General features: G+C 66.2%; 14 protein-coding genes. 6 read left to right on the forward strand and 8 right to left on the reverse strand.

Annotated elements, in window-relative coordinates; translation table 11 throughout:
• The first annotated feature begins 19 nt into the window (after positions 1-19).
• On the forward strand, positions 20-607 hold the full coding sequence (locus AC10QF_RS15995; RefSeq protein ID WP_080104375.1) for a sce7726 family protein: 588 nt from the start codon (positions 20-22) through the stop codon (positions 605-607).
• Here the strand turns inward: AC10QF_RS15995 and AC10QF_RS16000 are convergent.
• On the reverse strand, positions 555-1,637 hold the full coding sequence (locus AC10QF_RS16000; protein ID WP_005421222.1) for a beta family protein: 1,083 nt from the start codon (positions 1,635-1,637) through the stop codon (positions 555-557). The genes AC10QF_RS15995 and AC10QF_RS16000 overlap by 53 nt on opposite strands.
• A 204-nt stretch (positions 1,638-1,841) precedes the next feature.
• On the opposite strand from AC10QF_RS16000, the gene AC10QF_RS16005 reads away from it, so the two are divergent.
• Entirely contained in the window at positions 1,842-2,948 is a 1,107-nt protein-coding gene (locus AC10QF_RS16005) for a glycerophosphodiester phosphodiesterase (RefSeq protein ID WP_111175897.1), read from the forward strand.
• Positions 2,949-3,101: 153 nt separating this feature from the next.
• On the opposite strand, the gene AC10QF_RS16010 is transcribed toward AC10QF_RS16005, so the two are convergent.
• Together AC10QF_RS16010 and AC10QF_RS16015 are read right to left on the reverse strand one after the other, a co-directional pair.
• Positions 3,102-3,872 carry a rhomboid family intramembrane serine protease gene (locus tag AC10QF_RS16010; protein WP_111175899.1) on the reverse strand — a complete coding sequence of 257 codons (771 nt, stop codon included), beginning with the start codon at positions 3,870-3,872 and terminating at the stop codon, positions 3,102-3,104.
• Positions 3,873-3,978: 106 nt separating this feature from the next.
• Positions 3,979-4,941 carry a TerC family protein gene (locus AC10QF_RS16015; protein WP_010487446.1) on the reverse strand — a complete coding sequence of 321 codons (963 nt, stop codon included), beginning with the start codon at positions 4,939-4,941 and terminating at the stop codon, positions 3,979-3,981.
• A 302-nt stretch (positions 4,942-5,243) separates the two neighbouring features.
• Between AC10QF_RS16015 and AC10QF_RS16020 the strand changes: the two genes are divergently transcribed.
• Together AC10QF_RS16020 and AC10QF_RS16025 are read left to right on the forward strand one after the other, a co-directional pair.
• A complete protein-coding gene (locus AC10QF_RS16020) occupies positions 5,244-6,413 on the forward strand; it encodes a class I SAM-dependent rRNA methyltransferase (RefSeq protein WP_005421231.1) in 1,170 nt (389 codons plus the stop codon).
• A gap of 124 nt (positions 6,414-6,537) precedes the next feature.
• Positions 6,538-7,779 carry a dipeptidase gene (locus AC10QF_RS16025; protein ID WP_111175901.1) on the forward strand — a complete coding sequence of 414 codons (1,242 nt, stop codon included), beginning with the start codon at positions 6,538-6,540 and terminating at the stop codon, positions 7,777-7,779.
• Positions 7,780-7,872: 93 nt separating this feature from the next.
• Here AC10QF_RS16025 and AC10QF_RS16030 read toward each other — a convergent pair whose 3' ends face one another.
• The 4 genes from AC10QF_RS16030 to AC10QF_RS16045 all read right to left on the reverse strand — a co-directional run bounded on the left by AC10QF_RS16030 (position 7,873) and on the right by AC10QF_RS16045 (position 11,496).
• Positions 7,873-9,300 (reverse strand): amino acid permease, encoded by a 1,428-nt coding sequence (locus AC10QF_RS16030; RefSeq protein WP_353076133.1) that lies wholly within the window; start codon positions 9,298-9,300, stop codon positions 7,873-7,875.
• Between the two features lie 164 nt (positions 9,301-9,464).
• Complete coding sequence (locus AC10QF_RS16035) at positions 9,465-9,884, reverse strand: hypothetical protein (protein ID WP_111175905.1); 420 nt, start codon at positions 9,882-9,884, stop codon at positions 9,465-9,467.
• Positions 9,881-10,510, reverse strand: coding sequence for a leucine efflux protein LeuE (leuE, locus tag AC10QF_RS16040; protein ID WP_005411716.1), 630 nt, complete (start codon positions 10,508-10,510; stop codon positions 9,881-9,883). Before leuE ends, AC10QF_RS16035 begins: the two co-directional genes overlap by 4 nt.
• A gap of 14 nt (positions 10,511-10,524) precedes the next feature.
• Positions 10,525-11,496, reverse strand: a complete 972-nt coding sequence (locus AC10QF_RS16045; RefSeq protein WP_111175907.1) for a LysR family transcriptional regulator — start codon at positions 11,494-11,496, stop codon at positions 10,525-10,527.
• 91 nt (positions 11,497-11,587) lie between these two features.
• Between AC10QF_RS16045 and AC10QF_RS16050 the strand changes: the two genes are divergently transcribed.
• Positions 11,588-12,595 (forward strand): zinc-binding alcohol dehydrogenase family protein, encoded by a 1,008-nt coding sequence (locus AC10QF_RS16050; RefSeq protein ID WP_005421241.1) that lies wholly within the window; start codon positions 11,588-11,590, stop codon positions 12,593-12,595.
• A gap of 70 nt (positions 12,596-12,665) precedes the next feature.
• Here the strand turns inward: AC10QF_RS16050 and AC10QF_RS16055 are convergent, their stop codons facing one another.
• Entirely contained in the window at positions 12,666-13,271 is a 606-nt protein-coding gene (locus AC10QF_RS16055; RefSeq protein ID WP_494542495.1) for a glutathione S-transferase family protein, read from the reverse strand.
• Between the two features lie 55 nt (positions 13,272-13,326).
• On the opposite strand from AC10QF_RS16055, the gene AC10QF_RS16060 reads away from it, so the two are divergent.
• Positions 13,327-14,895 carry a DNA recombination protein RmuC gene (locus tag AC10QF_RS16060; protein WP_005421245.1) on the forward strand — a complete coding sequence of 523 codons (1,569 nt, stop codon included), beginning with the start codon at positions 13,327-13,329 and terminating at the stop codon, positions 14,893-14,895.
• The last annotated feature ends 4 nt before the right edge of the window (positions 14,896-14,899 follow it).

A 14,899-nucleotide genomic window follows, 5' to 3' on the forward strand; every position in this document is an offset into this window, starting at 1 on the left:
TCCTTGATATCATCCCGTCATGAACCCGATTACCGACAGTGACGTGCGATCAGCTCTGCTGGGCAAGGTCATTGCTGAGCATGTCGCAAATCCAAACACGCTTGTGGTGGAGGAAATGGGGCTTGCGCGCGGCGCCTGCCGTGTCGATGTATGTGTCATCAATGGCCACCTGCACGGCTACGAGATCAAGAGTGATGTCGACACGCTGCGGAGACTCCCGTTGCAGCAGCAGTTCTACTCCGATGTCCTCGACAAGGCGACGATCGTGGTGGGTCAGCGCCACCTGGACCATGCATTGGAGACGTTGCCTGCTTGGTGGGGGGTCAGGCTGGCATCACGTGGAGCGCGCAACGCAGTGAGGCTAGAACTAGTGCGGCCTGCAAAACTCAATCCATCAGTGAGCGCGACGGCCGTCGCAGCACTCCTATGGCGCGATGAACTTTCTGCTCTGATCGGTGGGCGGACGCCGGAAAGATCAGCGCTGCGCGGCAACCGCGCAACGCTATGCGAACGACTGTCGGAGCTCTACAGTCTTGCGGAAATCCGTGCGCTGGTCAGGGAACAGTTGAAGCGCCGGTCAGACTGGCGAGGTCGCGAACAACCTTAGTCATATGGTGGTTGGTCGCCACCGTTGGCCAGGTCGAGCTTCCCCCGGTACTGGTGACACTGTTTGCGCAGTCTTCGATGTACGCATCGCCCCAGCTGTAGCCGCGCCCCATGAAGACCACCGGCAGATCGGAGACCAGGTGCCTGCACAGATCACGGTACTGGTCGCGGCCATTGCGCTTGATCTGGGTACCCACAACAATCCGCCACTGATCATCGATCGTGTACTTGATCTTGGCGTTGGGGTCGAACAGGCGCGGATCCATCAGTTCCGTCTGCGGGGAAGCGCAGCCATAGTCACCAAACCACGGCATCCGTCCAGAATGCATGCCGGCTAGCCGCGTGTACGCGCGCCATTCCCGGCGATTCACATCGCCATGTGGGCGATAGCTCGAAGAGGGGCTCAGACTGGCAGGAAAACTGCCTCCTACGATGGTGATTGATCTCCAGTCGGCCAGATCCGGAACCGCCGCAATCCATGCCTGCCAAGTCGATGCCTGCAGCGTGGGTGAGTCGGCGACGTCGGCCGAGCTGTCGAGGATCAGATCCACCTGACCAGATACCACTCCCAACAGTCTCAGCAGCCCGGAGATCCGAGCAAGGCGTCCTCCTTCAAGATCATCCGGTACGAGCCGCAATCCGCAGCCACGATCATCGCGTGCGACAATGCGTGCCACCGCCTGTTGGTAGTCGACGTGCCGGTCAATGCCGGTAACGGGAATGGCCTCGCATCCCGCGGTGCGAATGAGGTCGAAGATCCGCTCCAGATGATGCTGGCCGTCCGCCATGGTGTCGTCCCCAGCAAGATAGGGCGAATCAAACAGGCAGCGGCGCGACTTCCAGTTACTGCTCAGACGTCTGCCCACATTCTTCAGGTGGTCATCGAGTGACTTGGCCGGCGCATCGTTCTCGAAGTCCCACTGCTCGATAGGGATCTCGAACAGAGGATAGATCCCATCCTTGATTCCTTCGTTGGTACGACCCACCGCGAGATACTCACCCTGTCGCCATTTGAGGATCGGCATGTACATCGGTTGTTCCATGATCTGCCCCTGACAACCCGCTTTTGGTCATTCGAGGCTAGTCGCGGGCCTTACAGCGCTTCAATCAGAATTGTTTGAAGAGCGGCGGCGGTCAGATCGGAGCCCCTGCCGGCATCCGCTCCCCCCCTTCCCCCACCTGTCACATTGCCGCCGCATACTGACAGCCATCACATACCGCTTGAGGAAGTCGCAGTGAAGTCGTGGGGTTGTGCGTTGCTGTTGTCGCTGGCCGTGGCACCATCGGTAGCCATGAGTGCTGAATCCTCCACCCCGGCCGCACCCAAGGTGTCGGTCTACGGCCATCGCGGGGCAAGCGCACTGCTGCCCGAGCACACCCTGGCCTCGTATGCACAGGCCATCGCCGATGGCGCCGACTACATCGAACCGGACCTGGTGATGACCAAGGACGGGGTGATGGTGGCCCGCCACGAGAACGAGATCGGCGGCACCACCGACGTCGCTTCGCATCCAGAGTTCGCCAGCCGCCGCACCAGCAAGGTGATCGATGGTCAGAAGGTCGACGGCTGGTTCACCGAAGACTTCACACTGGCCGAGCTGAAGACCCTCTATGCGCGCGAGCGCCTGCCGGAACTGCGCAGCACCGCCTACGACGGGCAGTTCCGCATCGCCAGCCTGGACGAGATCCTGGCCTTCCTGGTGCAGCAGGCCGGGCGTGCCAACCGCGGCATCGGCCTGGTGCCGGAGATCAAGCACCCGACCTACTTCCAGTCCATCGGCCTGCCGATGGAAGACAAGCTGCTGGCCGCACTGCGTGGCAACGCGTATACCAATGTCGGGCCGGTCACGATCCAGTCGTTCGAGACCGCCAACCTGCGCTACCTGCGCGGCAGGATCGGCCGGGGCAGCAACATCCGGCTGCTGCAGCTGCTGTGGAAGGGCGATACCCAGCCGGCCGACATCGTCAAGGCCGGCGGCGCGCTGACCTATGCGCAGATGATGACCCCGGCCGGCCTGAAGGACATTGCCGGCTACGCCGATGGTATCGGCCCCGAGCTGCGTTCGATCATTCCACTGGATGCCAAGGGCGCGCTGGGCACGCCGACCTCGCTGGTACGTGATGCGCATGCCGCTGGCCTGATGGTGATTCCGTACACCTTCCGCCCGGAAAACCACTTCCAGCCCAGCAACCTGCGCAAGGGTGCCGACAGCGCGCGCAATGCCGAGGGATCGATCGCCGAGATGCGGGCTTACCTGGCGACGGGCATCGATGCGTTCTTCACCGATGACCCGGCGCTCGGCCGGCAAGCGGTGGATGGGATGGGCGCGGCGGGGAACTGAGCGATCAACGCGCCGGGCATGGCCCGGCGCTACCCGGGGGCCGGTGTGCTCTGGTAGGTGCCAACCTTGGTTGGCACACAACAACCGCGCCGACCAAGGTCGGCCACTACCGATTCATGAAGTTGCCGGCCAGCGGCCGGCACCACCCTCACCTCAACCGCGCGGTTCGTCCGGGCGGCGGAACGGGATCACCACGTAGTCCTGGCCCTCGCGCGGCTGCCACAGTACCGGCACGCGCTGCGGTGACGGCGGCTCCAGCTCGTCTTCGGACAGCGGCTCGGCCTCGTCTTCTTCGTCTTCCCAGCTGTAGCGTTGGCGCGGTGGCAGTGGGTCGGCGTTGCGGAACAGCAGCGCGGCGATGATGCCGGCGAAGGCGCCGCCCATGTGCGACTGCCAGGACACACCATCGGCGTGCGGCAGGATGGTCATCAGCATGCCGCCGTAGAACAGCATGCCGATCAGACCGGTGGCGATCGCCGCACGGTCGCGGCGCAGCAGGCCGAGGCTGGCCAGCAGGAACATCAGGCCGTGGGTCACGCCACTGGCGCCCAGGTGCACGCTGCCCGGATTGCCCAGCATCCACGCGCCGAGGCCCGAACCCAGCCACAGCAGGGGCAGCGCGCGTACGGTGGCCTTCGGATACACGCTGCCGGCCAGCGTGCCGAGGATCAGGATGGCGATGCTGTTGGCGGCGATATGCTCGACCGAGGCATGCAGCATCGGGCCGCCGATCAGGCCGAGCAGGCCCTTGGCTTCCAGCGGTGCGACCGCCCACGGTCGCCAGTCGAACGTGCCCTGCAGGGCGAACACGGCCACCAGCACCAGCACGGCGGCCAGGCTGACATTGAACGCCCGCAGGATGCGCGAGCGATCATTGCGGGGGGCCGGCACGTCGCCGGCGGGCAGGGGCGCGTTGTTGTCCATACCTCAGCAATGGCGGTGACTGGCGCGAAACCAAGGCCACCGTAACGGGAGAGTGGAGGCGGCCGGCGGGACAATCCCACCGGCCGCGCCGTTCAATGGATCAGGCTCAGGCCTGGCCTTCGCCTTCCTTCGGCGGGTACTTCAGGCTCAGCACCACGGTGGCGGCGATGATCACCGCGACCACGCCCAGCGAGACCGGGGTCGGGATCTTGAACAGGTCGATGATCATCATCTTGATGCCGATGAAGCCCAACACCAGTGCCAGGCCGTACGGCAGCAGGTGGAAGCGGTCGGCCATGCCGGCCAGCAGGAAGAACATCGCGCGCAGGCCCAGCACCGCGAACACGTTGGAGGTGAGCACGATGAACGGGTCAGTGGTGATCGCGAAGATCGCCGGGATGCTGTCCACGGCGAAGATCACGTCGGTGACCGCGATCAGGATCAGCACGGCGAACAGCGGGGTGAACCAGCGCACGCCATCACGCTTCACGCTCAGCGCGTTGCCGGCGTAGTCCGGCAGCAGGCGCAGGTGCTTGCGCATCCAGCGCAGGGCCGGGTTGGTCTCCAGGTCCGGCTCCTGGCCGGCGGCGAACCACATCTTCCAACCGGTGAACAGCAGGAAGGCGCCGAACACGTAGAGCAGCCAATGGAACTGGCTGATCAGCACGCTACCGGCGAAGATCATGATCGTACGCAGCACGATCGCACCCAGGATGCCGATGATCAGCACCTTCTGGCGCTGCTCTTCCGGCACCGCGAAGTAGCTCATGATCATCAGGAAGACAAAGATGTTGTCGACCGCCAGCGCCTTTTCGACCAGATAACCGGTCAGGAACTCGAGGCCGACCTTGTTGGCCACGACCTGGCCGGCGGTCTCATTCAGGTAGTACCAGAGGCCGGCGTTGAACAGCAGGGCCAGCGCGACCCAGCCGATGGACCACCACAGGGCCTCCTTGAAGGTGACCTTGTGCGGTCCACCATGGCGCATCAACACGAGGTCGACCAGCAGGGCGATGACCACCACCGCTGCGAAGCCGCCCCACAACCACACGTTACCGATCGTCTGCATTGGGAATGTCCGTTGGAAAGATGAATGCCAGGCCGGACGGCGAGGATCTGCAACGGAGGATCGGGAGGGGATCCAGGGACAGAGCTTCGCCAGTACGGCGAAGGTCTCGCTCGCAGTTCCAGTCGGCTGGAACTGCCGTTGCACCGGAGCCTGCGGGCTCGAAATGACGGCGACAACGTCTGGGAGCTACTCCCCTTCTGGGGCCGATTCTGCCGCCTGGCCGGGCCGCCGTCAAATGCCCCTGCACTGGGGTCGGAGCCCCTGCGGGGATCTGACCCCGGCGCCCGGTTTACAATGGGTGGATGAATACCCCCCTTCCCGTTGTCCGCCTCAAGAATGCGTGGCGCTCCAGCCACCCGTGGATCTTCCAGAAACTGGTCGAGAAGCCGACCGTCCGGCCCAAGCCCGGTTCCATCGTCGACGTGGTCGGCATCGATGGCGAGTTCATTGGCCGCGGGTTCTACAACGGGCACTCGCGCATTGCCGTGCGCATCCTTGAAACCGACCAGAACGTACCGGTGGATGCCGGCTGGTTCTCGCGCAAGATCGCCCAGGCAGTGTCGCTGCGCCGTGAGGTACTCAAGCTCGACGCGGTGTCCGACGCCTGGCGTGTCGTGCACAGCGAAGGTGACGGCCTGTCCGGCCTGGTGGTGGACCGCTACGGCGACCTGGTGGTGGTCGAGTTCTTCGCCGCCGGCATGTTCCGCCACCGCGAATGGATCTACGATGCGCTGCGCGAGCAGTTCCCCGGCTGCCGCTTCCACAGCTTCGCCGACGAGCACGTGCAGAAGCAGGAAAGCTTCGACTTCCACGGCAACACCACCACCGAAGCGTCGGTGATCACCGAGTACGGCATCAAGTTCCGCGCCGACCCGGCCGGTGCGCACAAGACCGGTTTCTTCGCCGACCAGCGCGAGAACCGTGAGTGGCTGAGCCAGCAGGTGGAAGGCAAGAGCGTGCTCGACCTGTGCTGCAACACCGGCGGTTTTGCCGTGTACGCGGCGGCGCGTGGTGCTTCGGAAGTGATCGGCATCGACATCGACGAGGACGTGATCCAGATCGCCAAGGGCAATTCGCGCCTGAACAACGTGCGCCCGAAGTTCATCCAGTCCGACATCTTCCCGTGGCTGCGCGACGCCGCCAACCGCGGTGAGCAGTACGACGTGGTGATCCTGGACCCGGCGAAGATGACCCGCGACCGCGACCAGGTCATCACCGCACTGAAGAAGTACCTGGACATGAACAAGCTGGCGCTGGGCGTGGTCAAGCCGGGCGGCCTGTTCGCCACCTTCTCCTGCACCGGCCTGGTGGCCGAGGACCAGTTCCTCGACATGCTGCGCCGTGCGGCCTATTTCTCCGGCCGCACGATCCAGATCCTGAAGGTGGCCGGCGCTGGTCCGGACCATCCGTTCATGGCCCACGTGCAGGAATCGCGTTACCTCAAGGCCGTGTTCTGCCGCGTGGTGGACTGATTCCTGCCAGTTGAGTCGAGCTGTGCTCGACTCGCCGTACCTGATCAGTCGAGCGCGGCCCGGCTCTACAAATCCGAGGGCCGCAGCGCTATGGTCGGGCTCTTCCCCATGCCGGTGAGAGCCCATGCCATCGTTGCGTCGTCTGTCCGTTGTGCTTGCCCTGGCGCTGAGCGCGCCGCTGTCGGCCCATGCCATCGAGTTCAGTGCGCAGGAACTGGCCCGCGCCAAATCCCTGCAGCAACGCCTGGTCACGCTCGACAGCCACCTGGATACGCCGGCCAACTTTGGTCGCAGCGGTTTCGACATCGAGCAACGCCACGACCGCAACGCCCTTTCGCAGGTCGACTACCCGCGCATGGTCGAAGGCGCGCTGGACGGCGGTTTCTGGGCGATCTACACCGACCAGGGCGACCGCACCGCTACCGCCCATCTGGCCGAGCGTGACCACGGCCTGCAGCGACTGATGGAAATCCGTGAGATGCTGGCGGCCAATCCCGAGCGCTTCGCGCTGGCACTGACCGCCGATGACGCAGCGCGGATCAAGGCTGCCGGCAAGCGCGTGGTCTACATCAGCATGGAAAATGCCAGCCCGCTGGTGGCTGACCCCAGCCTGCTGTCGTTCTACCACCGCGCCGGCCTGCGCCTGCTCAGCACGGTGCACTTCGCCAACAATGAGTTCGCCGATTCGGCCACCGATCCCAAGGGGGCCGAGTGGAAGGGCCTGAGCCCGGCCGGCAAGGAACTGGTACGGGAGGCGGTGAAGCTGGGCATCGTGATCGACCAGTCGCACGCCTCGGACGCGGTGTTCGACGACCTGCTGGTGATGATGCCGGTGCCGTTCGTGCTGTCGCACAGCTCGGCCAAGGCGGTCTATGACCATCCGCGCAATCTCGACGATGCGCGCCTGCGCAGACTGGCCAAGGCCGGCGGCGTGATCCAGGTGAACGCCTATGGCGGCTACCTGATCGATACGGCGAAGACGCCCGAGCGCAAGCAGGCCGAGGAGGCGCTGAGCAAGCAGCTGGGCGGCTGGGAAGGCATGGGCATCGAACAGGGCGTTGCCCTGCTGAAGGCCGAACAGGCGCTGGACCATGAGCATCCGGTGCGCCACGCCAGCCTGGACGACTTCTTCGCCCACTTCGAGCACATCCTCACGGTGGTCGGCCCCGAGCACGTGGGCATCGGCCTGGATTGGGATGGTGGTGGCGGACTGAGTGACCTGCCCGATGTCAGCCAGCTGCCGAAGATCACCGCGTGGCTGCTGCGCAAGGGCTATACCGAGAAGCAGATTGCCGGCATCTGGGGCGGCAACCTGCTGCGGGTGATGCGCCAGGCGCAGGATTACGCCGCAAAGCAGGGCGGTTGAAACGCCCTGCGGTAGTGCCGGCCGCTGGCCGGCATTGCCCTTGACAACAGGATGCGGATTGCCGGCCAGCGGCCGGCACTACCGGTGATCGGTTTACTTCGCGATCAGTGCGTGGCGGCGGCTGTACAGGAAGTACAACACCAGGCCGGCCACGTTCCACAGCAGGAAGTACAGCTGGGTGGTGTGCGGCAGGCTGATGAACAGGTAGATGCAGCCCAGTGCCGCCAGCGGGCCGACCACGAAAGCCAGCGGCGTGCGGAAGGTACGCTCGCGGTTCGGCTCGCGCAGGCGCAGCACCACCAGGCAGATGCCCACCGCAGTGAACGCGGCCAGGGTACCGGCGTTGGCCAGTGCGGCGATCTCGTCCAGGCGCGCCACGCCGGCCAGGGCCGACACCACCACCGCAGTGAACAACGTGGTCGCCACCGGCGTGCCGGTACGTGCGTTGACCTTGGACAGGCCACGCGGCAGCAGGCCATCGCGGCTCATCACAAAGAAGATGCGGCTCTGGCCGTACAGGAAGGCCAGCAGCACGGTCGGCAGGGCGATGATCGCGATCACGCCGATCACCATTGCCGCGGTCGGATGGCCCAGCTGGCGCATGATCAGCGCCAGCGGCTCGGCGCTGTGGCCGAACACCGCGTAGCTCATCGCACCGACGGCCGCCAGCGCCACCAGCACGTAGACGATGGTGCAGCCGATCATCGAACCGATGATGCCGATCGACAGGTCGCGGCCCGGGTTCTTGGTCTCCTCGGCGGCGGTGGAGATCGCATCGAAGCCGTAGAAGGCGAAGAAGATGATGGCTGCCGCCGCCATCACGCCGTGCTCGACGCCATCGGGGCCCATCGACTTGGCAAAGCCGTACGGCATGAACGGCTGCAGGTTGGCGCTGTCGAAGGCGGGCAGGGCCACGGCGACGAAGATCGCCAGCGCGATCAGCTTGAACACCACCAGGATCGCATTGAGCGTGGCGCTTTCCTTGGTACCGGCCATCAGCATGCCGGCCACCAGCCAGGTGATGATGATCGCCGGCAGGTTGATCATTCCGCCTTCCACGTGCGGGCCGGCTGCCAGCCAGGCCGGCAGGTGTACGTTCCAGCCGAACTGGGTGTGGACCCATTCGAGGAAGCCGACGAAGTAGCCTGACCAGCCCACCGCCACCGTACTCACCACCAGCGAGTACTCCAGGATCAGGCTCCAGCCCACCACCCAGGCAAACACCTCGCCCAGCGCGCTGTAGCTGTAGGTGTAGGCACTGCCGGCGGCCGGCATCATCGTCGACAGCTCGGCGTAGGACAGCGCCGCACAGGCGCAGACCGCACCGGCGATGGCGAAGGAAACCAGCACGGCCGGGCCGGCCAGGTTGGCACCCACGCCGATCAGCGTGTAGATGCCGGTACCGACGATGGCACCGATGCCCAGCGCGATCAGATGCGGCCAGCTGAGCGTCGGGATCAGACGCCTGCCGGCTTCGTGGACGGTGACGGAATCTAGGGACTTGCGCCGGAACAGGGACATGCAGGCCTCGGAAGGGGTGACTAAGAACGACAAGTTCCCGAGTGTGACCGAACGCAGCGCAGCATTACCACTGACGCGGGTCATACCCGACGCGCCGCGCGCTGCACCGCGATCAGGCTGCCGGAATCGGCATAAAGCAGGCCGGACCCCTGCGCCGGGCGACGTCAGGGCATGGCGGGCCAGTGGCAGCCGTCTTGCTGCCAGGCCTCGACGTCGTCGTGAAAAGAGCTCCTGCGCCCGTCACGGGCACGCTCATAGCGCAGGTCCAGCACCAGCGCGCCCTGGGTGCTCAACCGGTAGCGGCCGTTGAGGCGGCCATCGATGCGCTCTTCCCAGACGCTGTCGAACTGGTACGGGCGATCTTCGGCCAGCACCGTGCTTTGCATCGAGATCCGGCGCAGGGGCAGGCGCTTGCGCTGGCCGGCGTAGCGCACGTCGGACTGTCCGTCCTCCAGCCAGCGCCATTCCAGGTGGATGCTGCCGTTGCGACCGCCGGTCAGGCAACGATGGTCCTGTACGGTGGCGCCAGAGGCGGTGCCGGCGAACAGCAGGGCCAGGCCGAGCAGCGGCAGCCGCCCGTTCATCCGTTCAGCCCCAACCGGATGCCAAACCCCACCAGGAACAGGCCGGCCACGCGGCGCAGCGCGTCGCTGATCCGCGGGTGCTGGATCAGCCGGCGGCGGGCCAGGTTGCCCACGCCGATCAGCATCGAGCAGTAGGCGATGCTGACCACCAGGATGATCCCGGCCAGTGCCGCGAAGGTGGCGATGCCCTGGTGTGCCTTGGGATCGATGAACAACGGCAGGAAGGCCATGTAAAACAGGATCGCCTTCGGGTTGAGCAGGCTGACCAGGATCGCCTGCTGGAAGTAGCGGCCCGGCTGCATGCGGATCGGGCCGGCGTCACCACCCTCGTGTTTCGGTGTGCGCAGCAGGCTGATGCCGACCCACACCAGGTAGGCCGCACCCAGGTACTGCACGGCGTGGAACACCAGTGGGTTGGCCTTCAGCAGTGCGGCCACACCGGCCAGCGCCAGCCACATCAGGATCTGGTCGCCGACCAGCAGGCCGGCCAGTGCGGTGTAACCGCCGCGCACGCCACCACGGCCGGTGGCGGTCAGCAGGGTGAAGGTACCGGGGCCGGGCAGGGCGAGAAACACCAGCACGGCGACCAGAAACGTCCACAGGTCCTGGATGCCCATCCACGGCATGGCGGCGTTCTCTCTTACGGGGGGCCGCCATTGTCGGCCAGCGCCGGGACTGGCGACAGGGGGCCGGCAGGACCCTCGGGCATGCCAGACAGCAGAGGTTGCAGGTGCTGGCGCAGCTGCGCGTGCAGCTGCCGCACCGCCGGCGAGAACTGTTTGCGGTGCGGGCAGACCAGCTGCAACGGTATGTGGCTGCCGATGCCGTCGAGCAGCAGCTGCAGGCGCCCTGCGAGCACATCCTCGCGCAGGTCCAGCCAGGATTTGTAGGTGATGCCTTCGCCGGCTACCGCCCAGCGCCGCACCACATCGGCGTCATCGCAGACCAACGGGCCGCGCACCGGAATCACGCTGCGGCGCCCGTCGACCTCGAACGACCAGCGATCATAGGCGCGGCCACTGAGCTGGTAGACCAGGCAATCATGCTCGCGCAGATCGTCCAGGCGCGTGGGCATGCCGCGCCGCTGCAGATAGTCGGGCGACGCCGCGAGTATGCGCCGATTGCCTTCCAGCAGGGGCAGGGCGACGTAGTTGGCGTCGTCGAAGTGGCCGATGCGGATGGCCACGTCGACCGGGTCGCGGAACACGTCGGCCACTTCGTCGGACAGGCGCAGGTGCAGGCGCAGCCGCGGGTGCGCGGCGCGAAAGGCGCTCAGCCAGGGCAGCAGCAGATTTCGACCGAAGTCCGACGGCGCCGACAGCTGCAGGGTGCCGTGCAGTTCGGCGTCTTCGCCCTGCACGCGCGCCTGGCCCTCGCGCAGGGTGGCCAGTACCTCCTGCGCATACGGCAGGTACAGCGCCCCCTCGCCGGTCAGGCGCAGGCTGCGCGTGGTGCGCACGAACAGTCGCAGGTCCAGCTCGCGTTCCAGCCGCGCCACCGCCGCAGCGACCTGCCCCGGCAGCAGGTCGGCTTCGCGGGCTGCCTGCGAGAAGCTGCCCAGTGCGGCAGTGCGGACGAACAGCTGCAGATCGTCGAAGCGGATCATCTTCATCGCCAGAGTGAAAGTGCTGCCCGATTCTGCGCCTTTCCGAGGGACCGCGCGCGGCGCAACCTGTCGCCTCCTTCCCCACTGGACCGCTGCCATGCGCGCCATTGCCTACACCCAAGCCGGCCTGCCGATCGATGATGCCCAGGCCCTGATCGACATTGAACTGGAACTGCCGCAGCCCGGCCCGCGTGACCTGCGCGTGGCGGTACGCGCGGTGGCGGTGAACCCGGTCGACACCAAGGTCCGCCGCGGCGTGGCCACCGATGGCCCGCGCGTGCTGGGCTGGGATGCGGTCGGCATCGTCGACGCGGTGGGCAGCGAGGTGACCCTGTTCCAGCCCGGCGACGCGGTCTACTACGCCGGCGTCATCGACCGCCCGGGCAGCAATGCGCAGTACCAGCTGGTGGATGAGCGCAGCGTCGGCCGCAAGCCGGCCAGTCTCGACGATGCCGCCGCCGCGGCGCTGCCACTGACTGCAATCACCGCCTGGGAGCTGCTGTTCGACCGCCTGCGCATCCCGGAGGGTGGTGGCGAAGGCCAGACCCTGCTGGTGATCGGTGCTGCCGGTGGTGTCGGTTCGATCCTGGTGCAGCTGGCACGGAAGCTGACCAAGCTGACCGTGATCGGCACCGCCTCGCGCCCTGATACGCAGGACTGGGCGTACGCAATGGGGGCACACCACGTGATCGACCACAGCCTGCCGCTGGCCGAGGGACTGGCGCGGCTCGGCATCAGCGAGGTGCAGCATGTCGCCAGCCTGACCCACTCCGACCAGTACTACGCGCAGATCGTGGAACTGCTGGCACCGCAGGGCCAACTGGGGCTGATCGATGATCCTGGCCAGGTGGACGTGATGGCGCTCAAGCGCAAGGCGTTGTCACTGCACTGGGAGTCGATGTTCACCCGGCCGCTGTACCGCACTGCGGACATGCAGCGCCAGCATGACCTGTTGAACCGTGTGGCCGAGCTGATCGACACGGGCGTGCTGCACACCACCCTGGGCGAGCACTTCGGGCGCATCGACGCGGCCAACCTGCGGCGCGCCCACGCGCTGCTGGAAAGCCAGCGTGCCAAGGGCAAGATCGTGCTGGAAGGCTGGTAACACCGGCGGTTCCCGCGCGCCCTTGGGGTCAGATCCCTTTCCCCCCAGGGAAAGGGATCTGACCCCTGCCTCAGGCCACGCCGTTGTCCACGTGGGTGGCGAAACCGGGCTGCTCGCGCAGCCGTTCGAACCACGCCGCGAGGTGTGGCAGCACGGGCTTGTTGCCAGGTGTGCTGCGCCAGCGCTGGGCCGACAGCCCGAGCACGATGTCGGCCAGAGTGAAGGCGTTGCCCGTCACGTGGCAGTGGCCACCGGCCAACTGTGTGTCGAGCACGCCCATCAAGTGGTTCCACTGCGCCAGGCTGGCCTCGGCGCGGGCATCGTCCGGGTAGTCCGGATGCCGGCGCACGCGCGCCATGAACACGTGCCGCCAGGCGCTGTTGAGGTCGCTGGCCTGCCAGTCCATCCACTGCTCGACCCGGGCGCGGCCCTGCGCCGTACCGGGCAGCAGGTCATCACGGCCAGCACGTACGGCCAGGTAGCGGCAGATGCTGTTGGATTCCCACAGCACGAAGTCGCCATCGCGCAGGACCGGCACCTGCCGGTTGGGATTCAACGTGGCCAGCAGGTCCGCCGGTGGTTCTGGCTCGTGTTGGAGTGGCAGGTCGAGGCCGGCGCACAGCCACAGCACCTTGCGCACGTTGATGGAGGTGGGCTTTCCGTACAGAGCGAGCATGGGGGCCTCCGGGGTAGACCGACCCAGCCTAGCGCAGCGGGGCTAAACTGACCGCATGAATATCGAAGTCCTCATGATCCTCGCGGTGGTCCTGCTGCTGGCGACGCTGGTCGCGCTGTTGCTGCTTTGGCGTCGCACCCCTGGCAACGCAGCGTCCGATGATCTGCAGCGGCAGCTGGACAGCGAACGCGAACAGCATCGCCTCGCGCTGGTCGATGCCGGCCAGCTGCGCGGCCGCCTCGACGCGCTGGGCGCGGAACTGGAAAACGAGCGGGCCCGCAGCCAGCAGCACGCACAGGCGGTCACCACCCTGACCGCCCGGGTGGAGCGCGAAGCGGCGCTGTCGGCCAGTCGCGAAGCACAACTGGCCGAACGGGAAGCGGCCTTGGCGCAGGCGCGCGCTGCCCTTGCCGATATCAGCAGCGAGCTGCAGCAGGCGCACCAGCGCTACCAGCAGTTGCACGGCGAACATGCCCGCGCGGTGGCCAATCTGCAGCACTCCGAACGGGCCAGCGCCGAACTGCGCAGCTATCTCGATACCGCCAAGGAAAAGCTGTCCGGTGCCTTCGCCGAACTGGCGGGCAAGGTGTTCGACGAACGCGGACAGCAGTTCGAGAAGAACGTGCGACAGGCGACGGTGCAGTCGCGCGCGGATATCGAGGGGCTGCTCAAGCCGTTCGCCGACAAGCTGGGTGATTTCCGTACCCGCGTCGATACCCTGTACGGCGAGGAGGCGCGCCAGCGCGCCAGCCTGCTGGGTGCGGTGGGTGAATTGAAGACGCTCAACCAGGACATGGCCGCGCAGGCATCGGCGCTGACCAATGCGCTGAAGGGCAACGCCAAGGTCCGCGGTGACTGGGGCGAGCTGATGCTCGACAACGTACTGCGCGGATCGGGCCTGGAAGAGGGCGTGCACTACCAGCGGCAGAAGCATGCCGTGGATGACGAAGGTGCGCGCCTGCGACCGGACGTAGTGGTGCGGTTCCCCGACGAACGCAGCGTGGTGATCGACAGCAAGGTGAACCTGATCGCCTGGCAGGAGGCGATGAATGCCGCCACCCCGGAGCAGTCAGAGGATGCGCTGCGCCGGCACGCGGTTGCGCTGCGCCAGCACGTGAAGGACCTGGGCGAGAAGAACTATCCCAAGGCACTGGGCAGCGAGACGCTGGACATCACCATTGCCTTTGTTCCCATCGAGGGTGCCTTGTCGGCCGCTCTGGGCGCCGATGGCAGCCTGCAGGCATTCGCGTTCGACAACCGCGTGGTGTTCGCCTCGCCCAACACCCTGATGGCGCTGCTGCGCGTCGCCGAGCGCCTGTGGACCCGCGACAAGGTGCAGAAGCAGGCGCTGAAGATCAGTGAGGCCGGCGGTCTGGTGCTGGACGCATTGACCGGGTTCCTGAAGGACTTCAACGCTGTGGGCAGCAAGCTGGACGACGCCGCCAAGGTCTACGCCGATGCGCGCAATCGCCTGATCGACTCGCCGCAGTCGGCCATCAGCCGCGCCCGCCGGCTTGCCGAGCTGGGCAGCAAGGCCAAGCGCGCGCTGCCGCCGGAGTTGACGCCCGACCCGATGCAGCAGCTGGGCGCATCGGAGGACGACGAGGATGCCAATGCGGGCTGACACG

Source organism: Stenotrophomonas maltophilia complex sp. Om-AH-Sm3 (assembly GCF_059337855.1).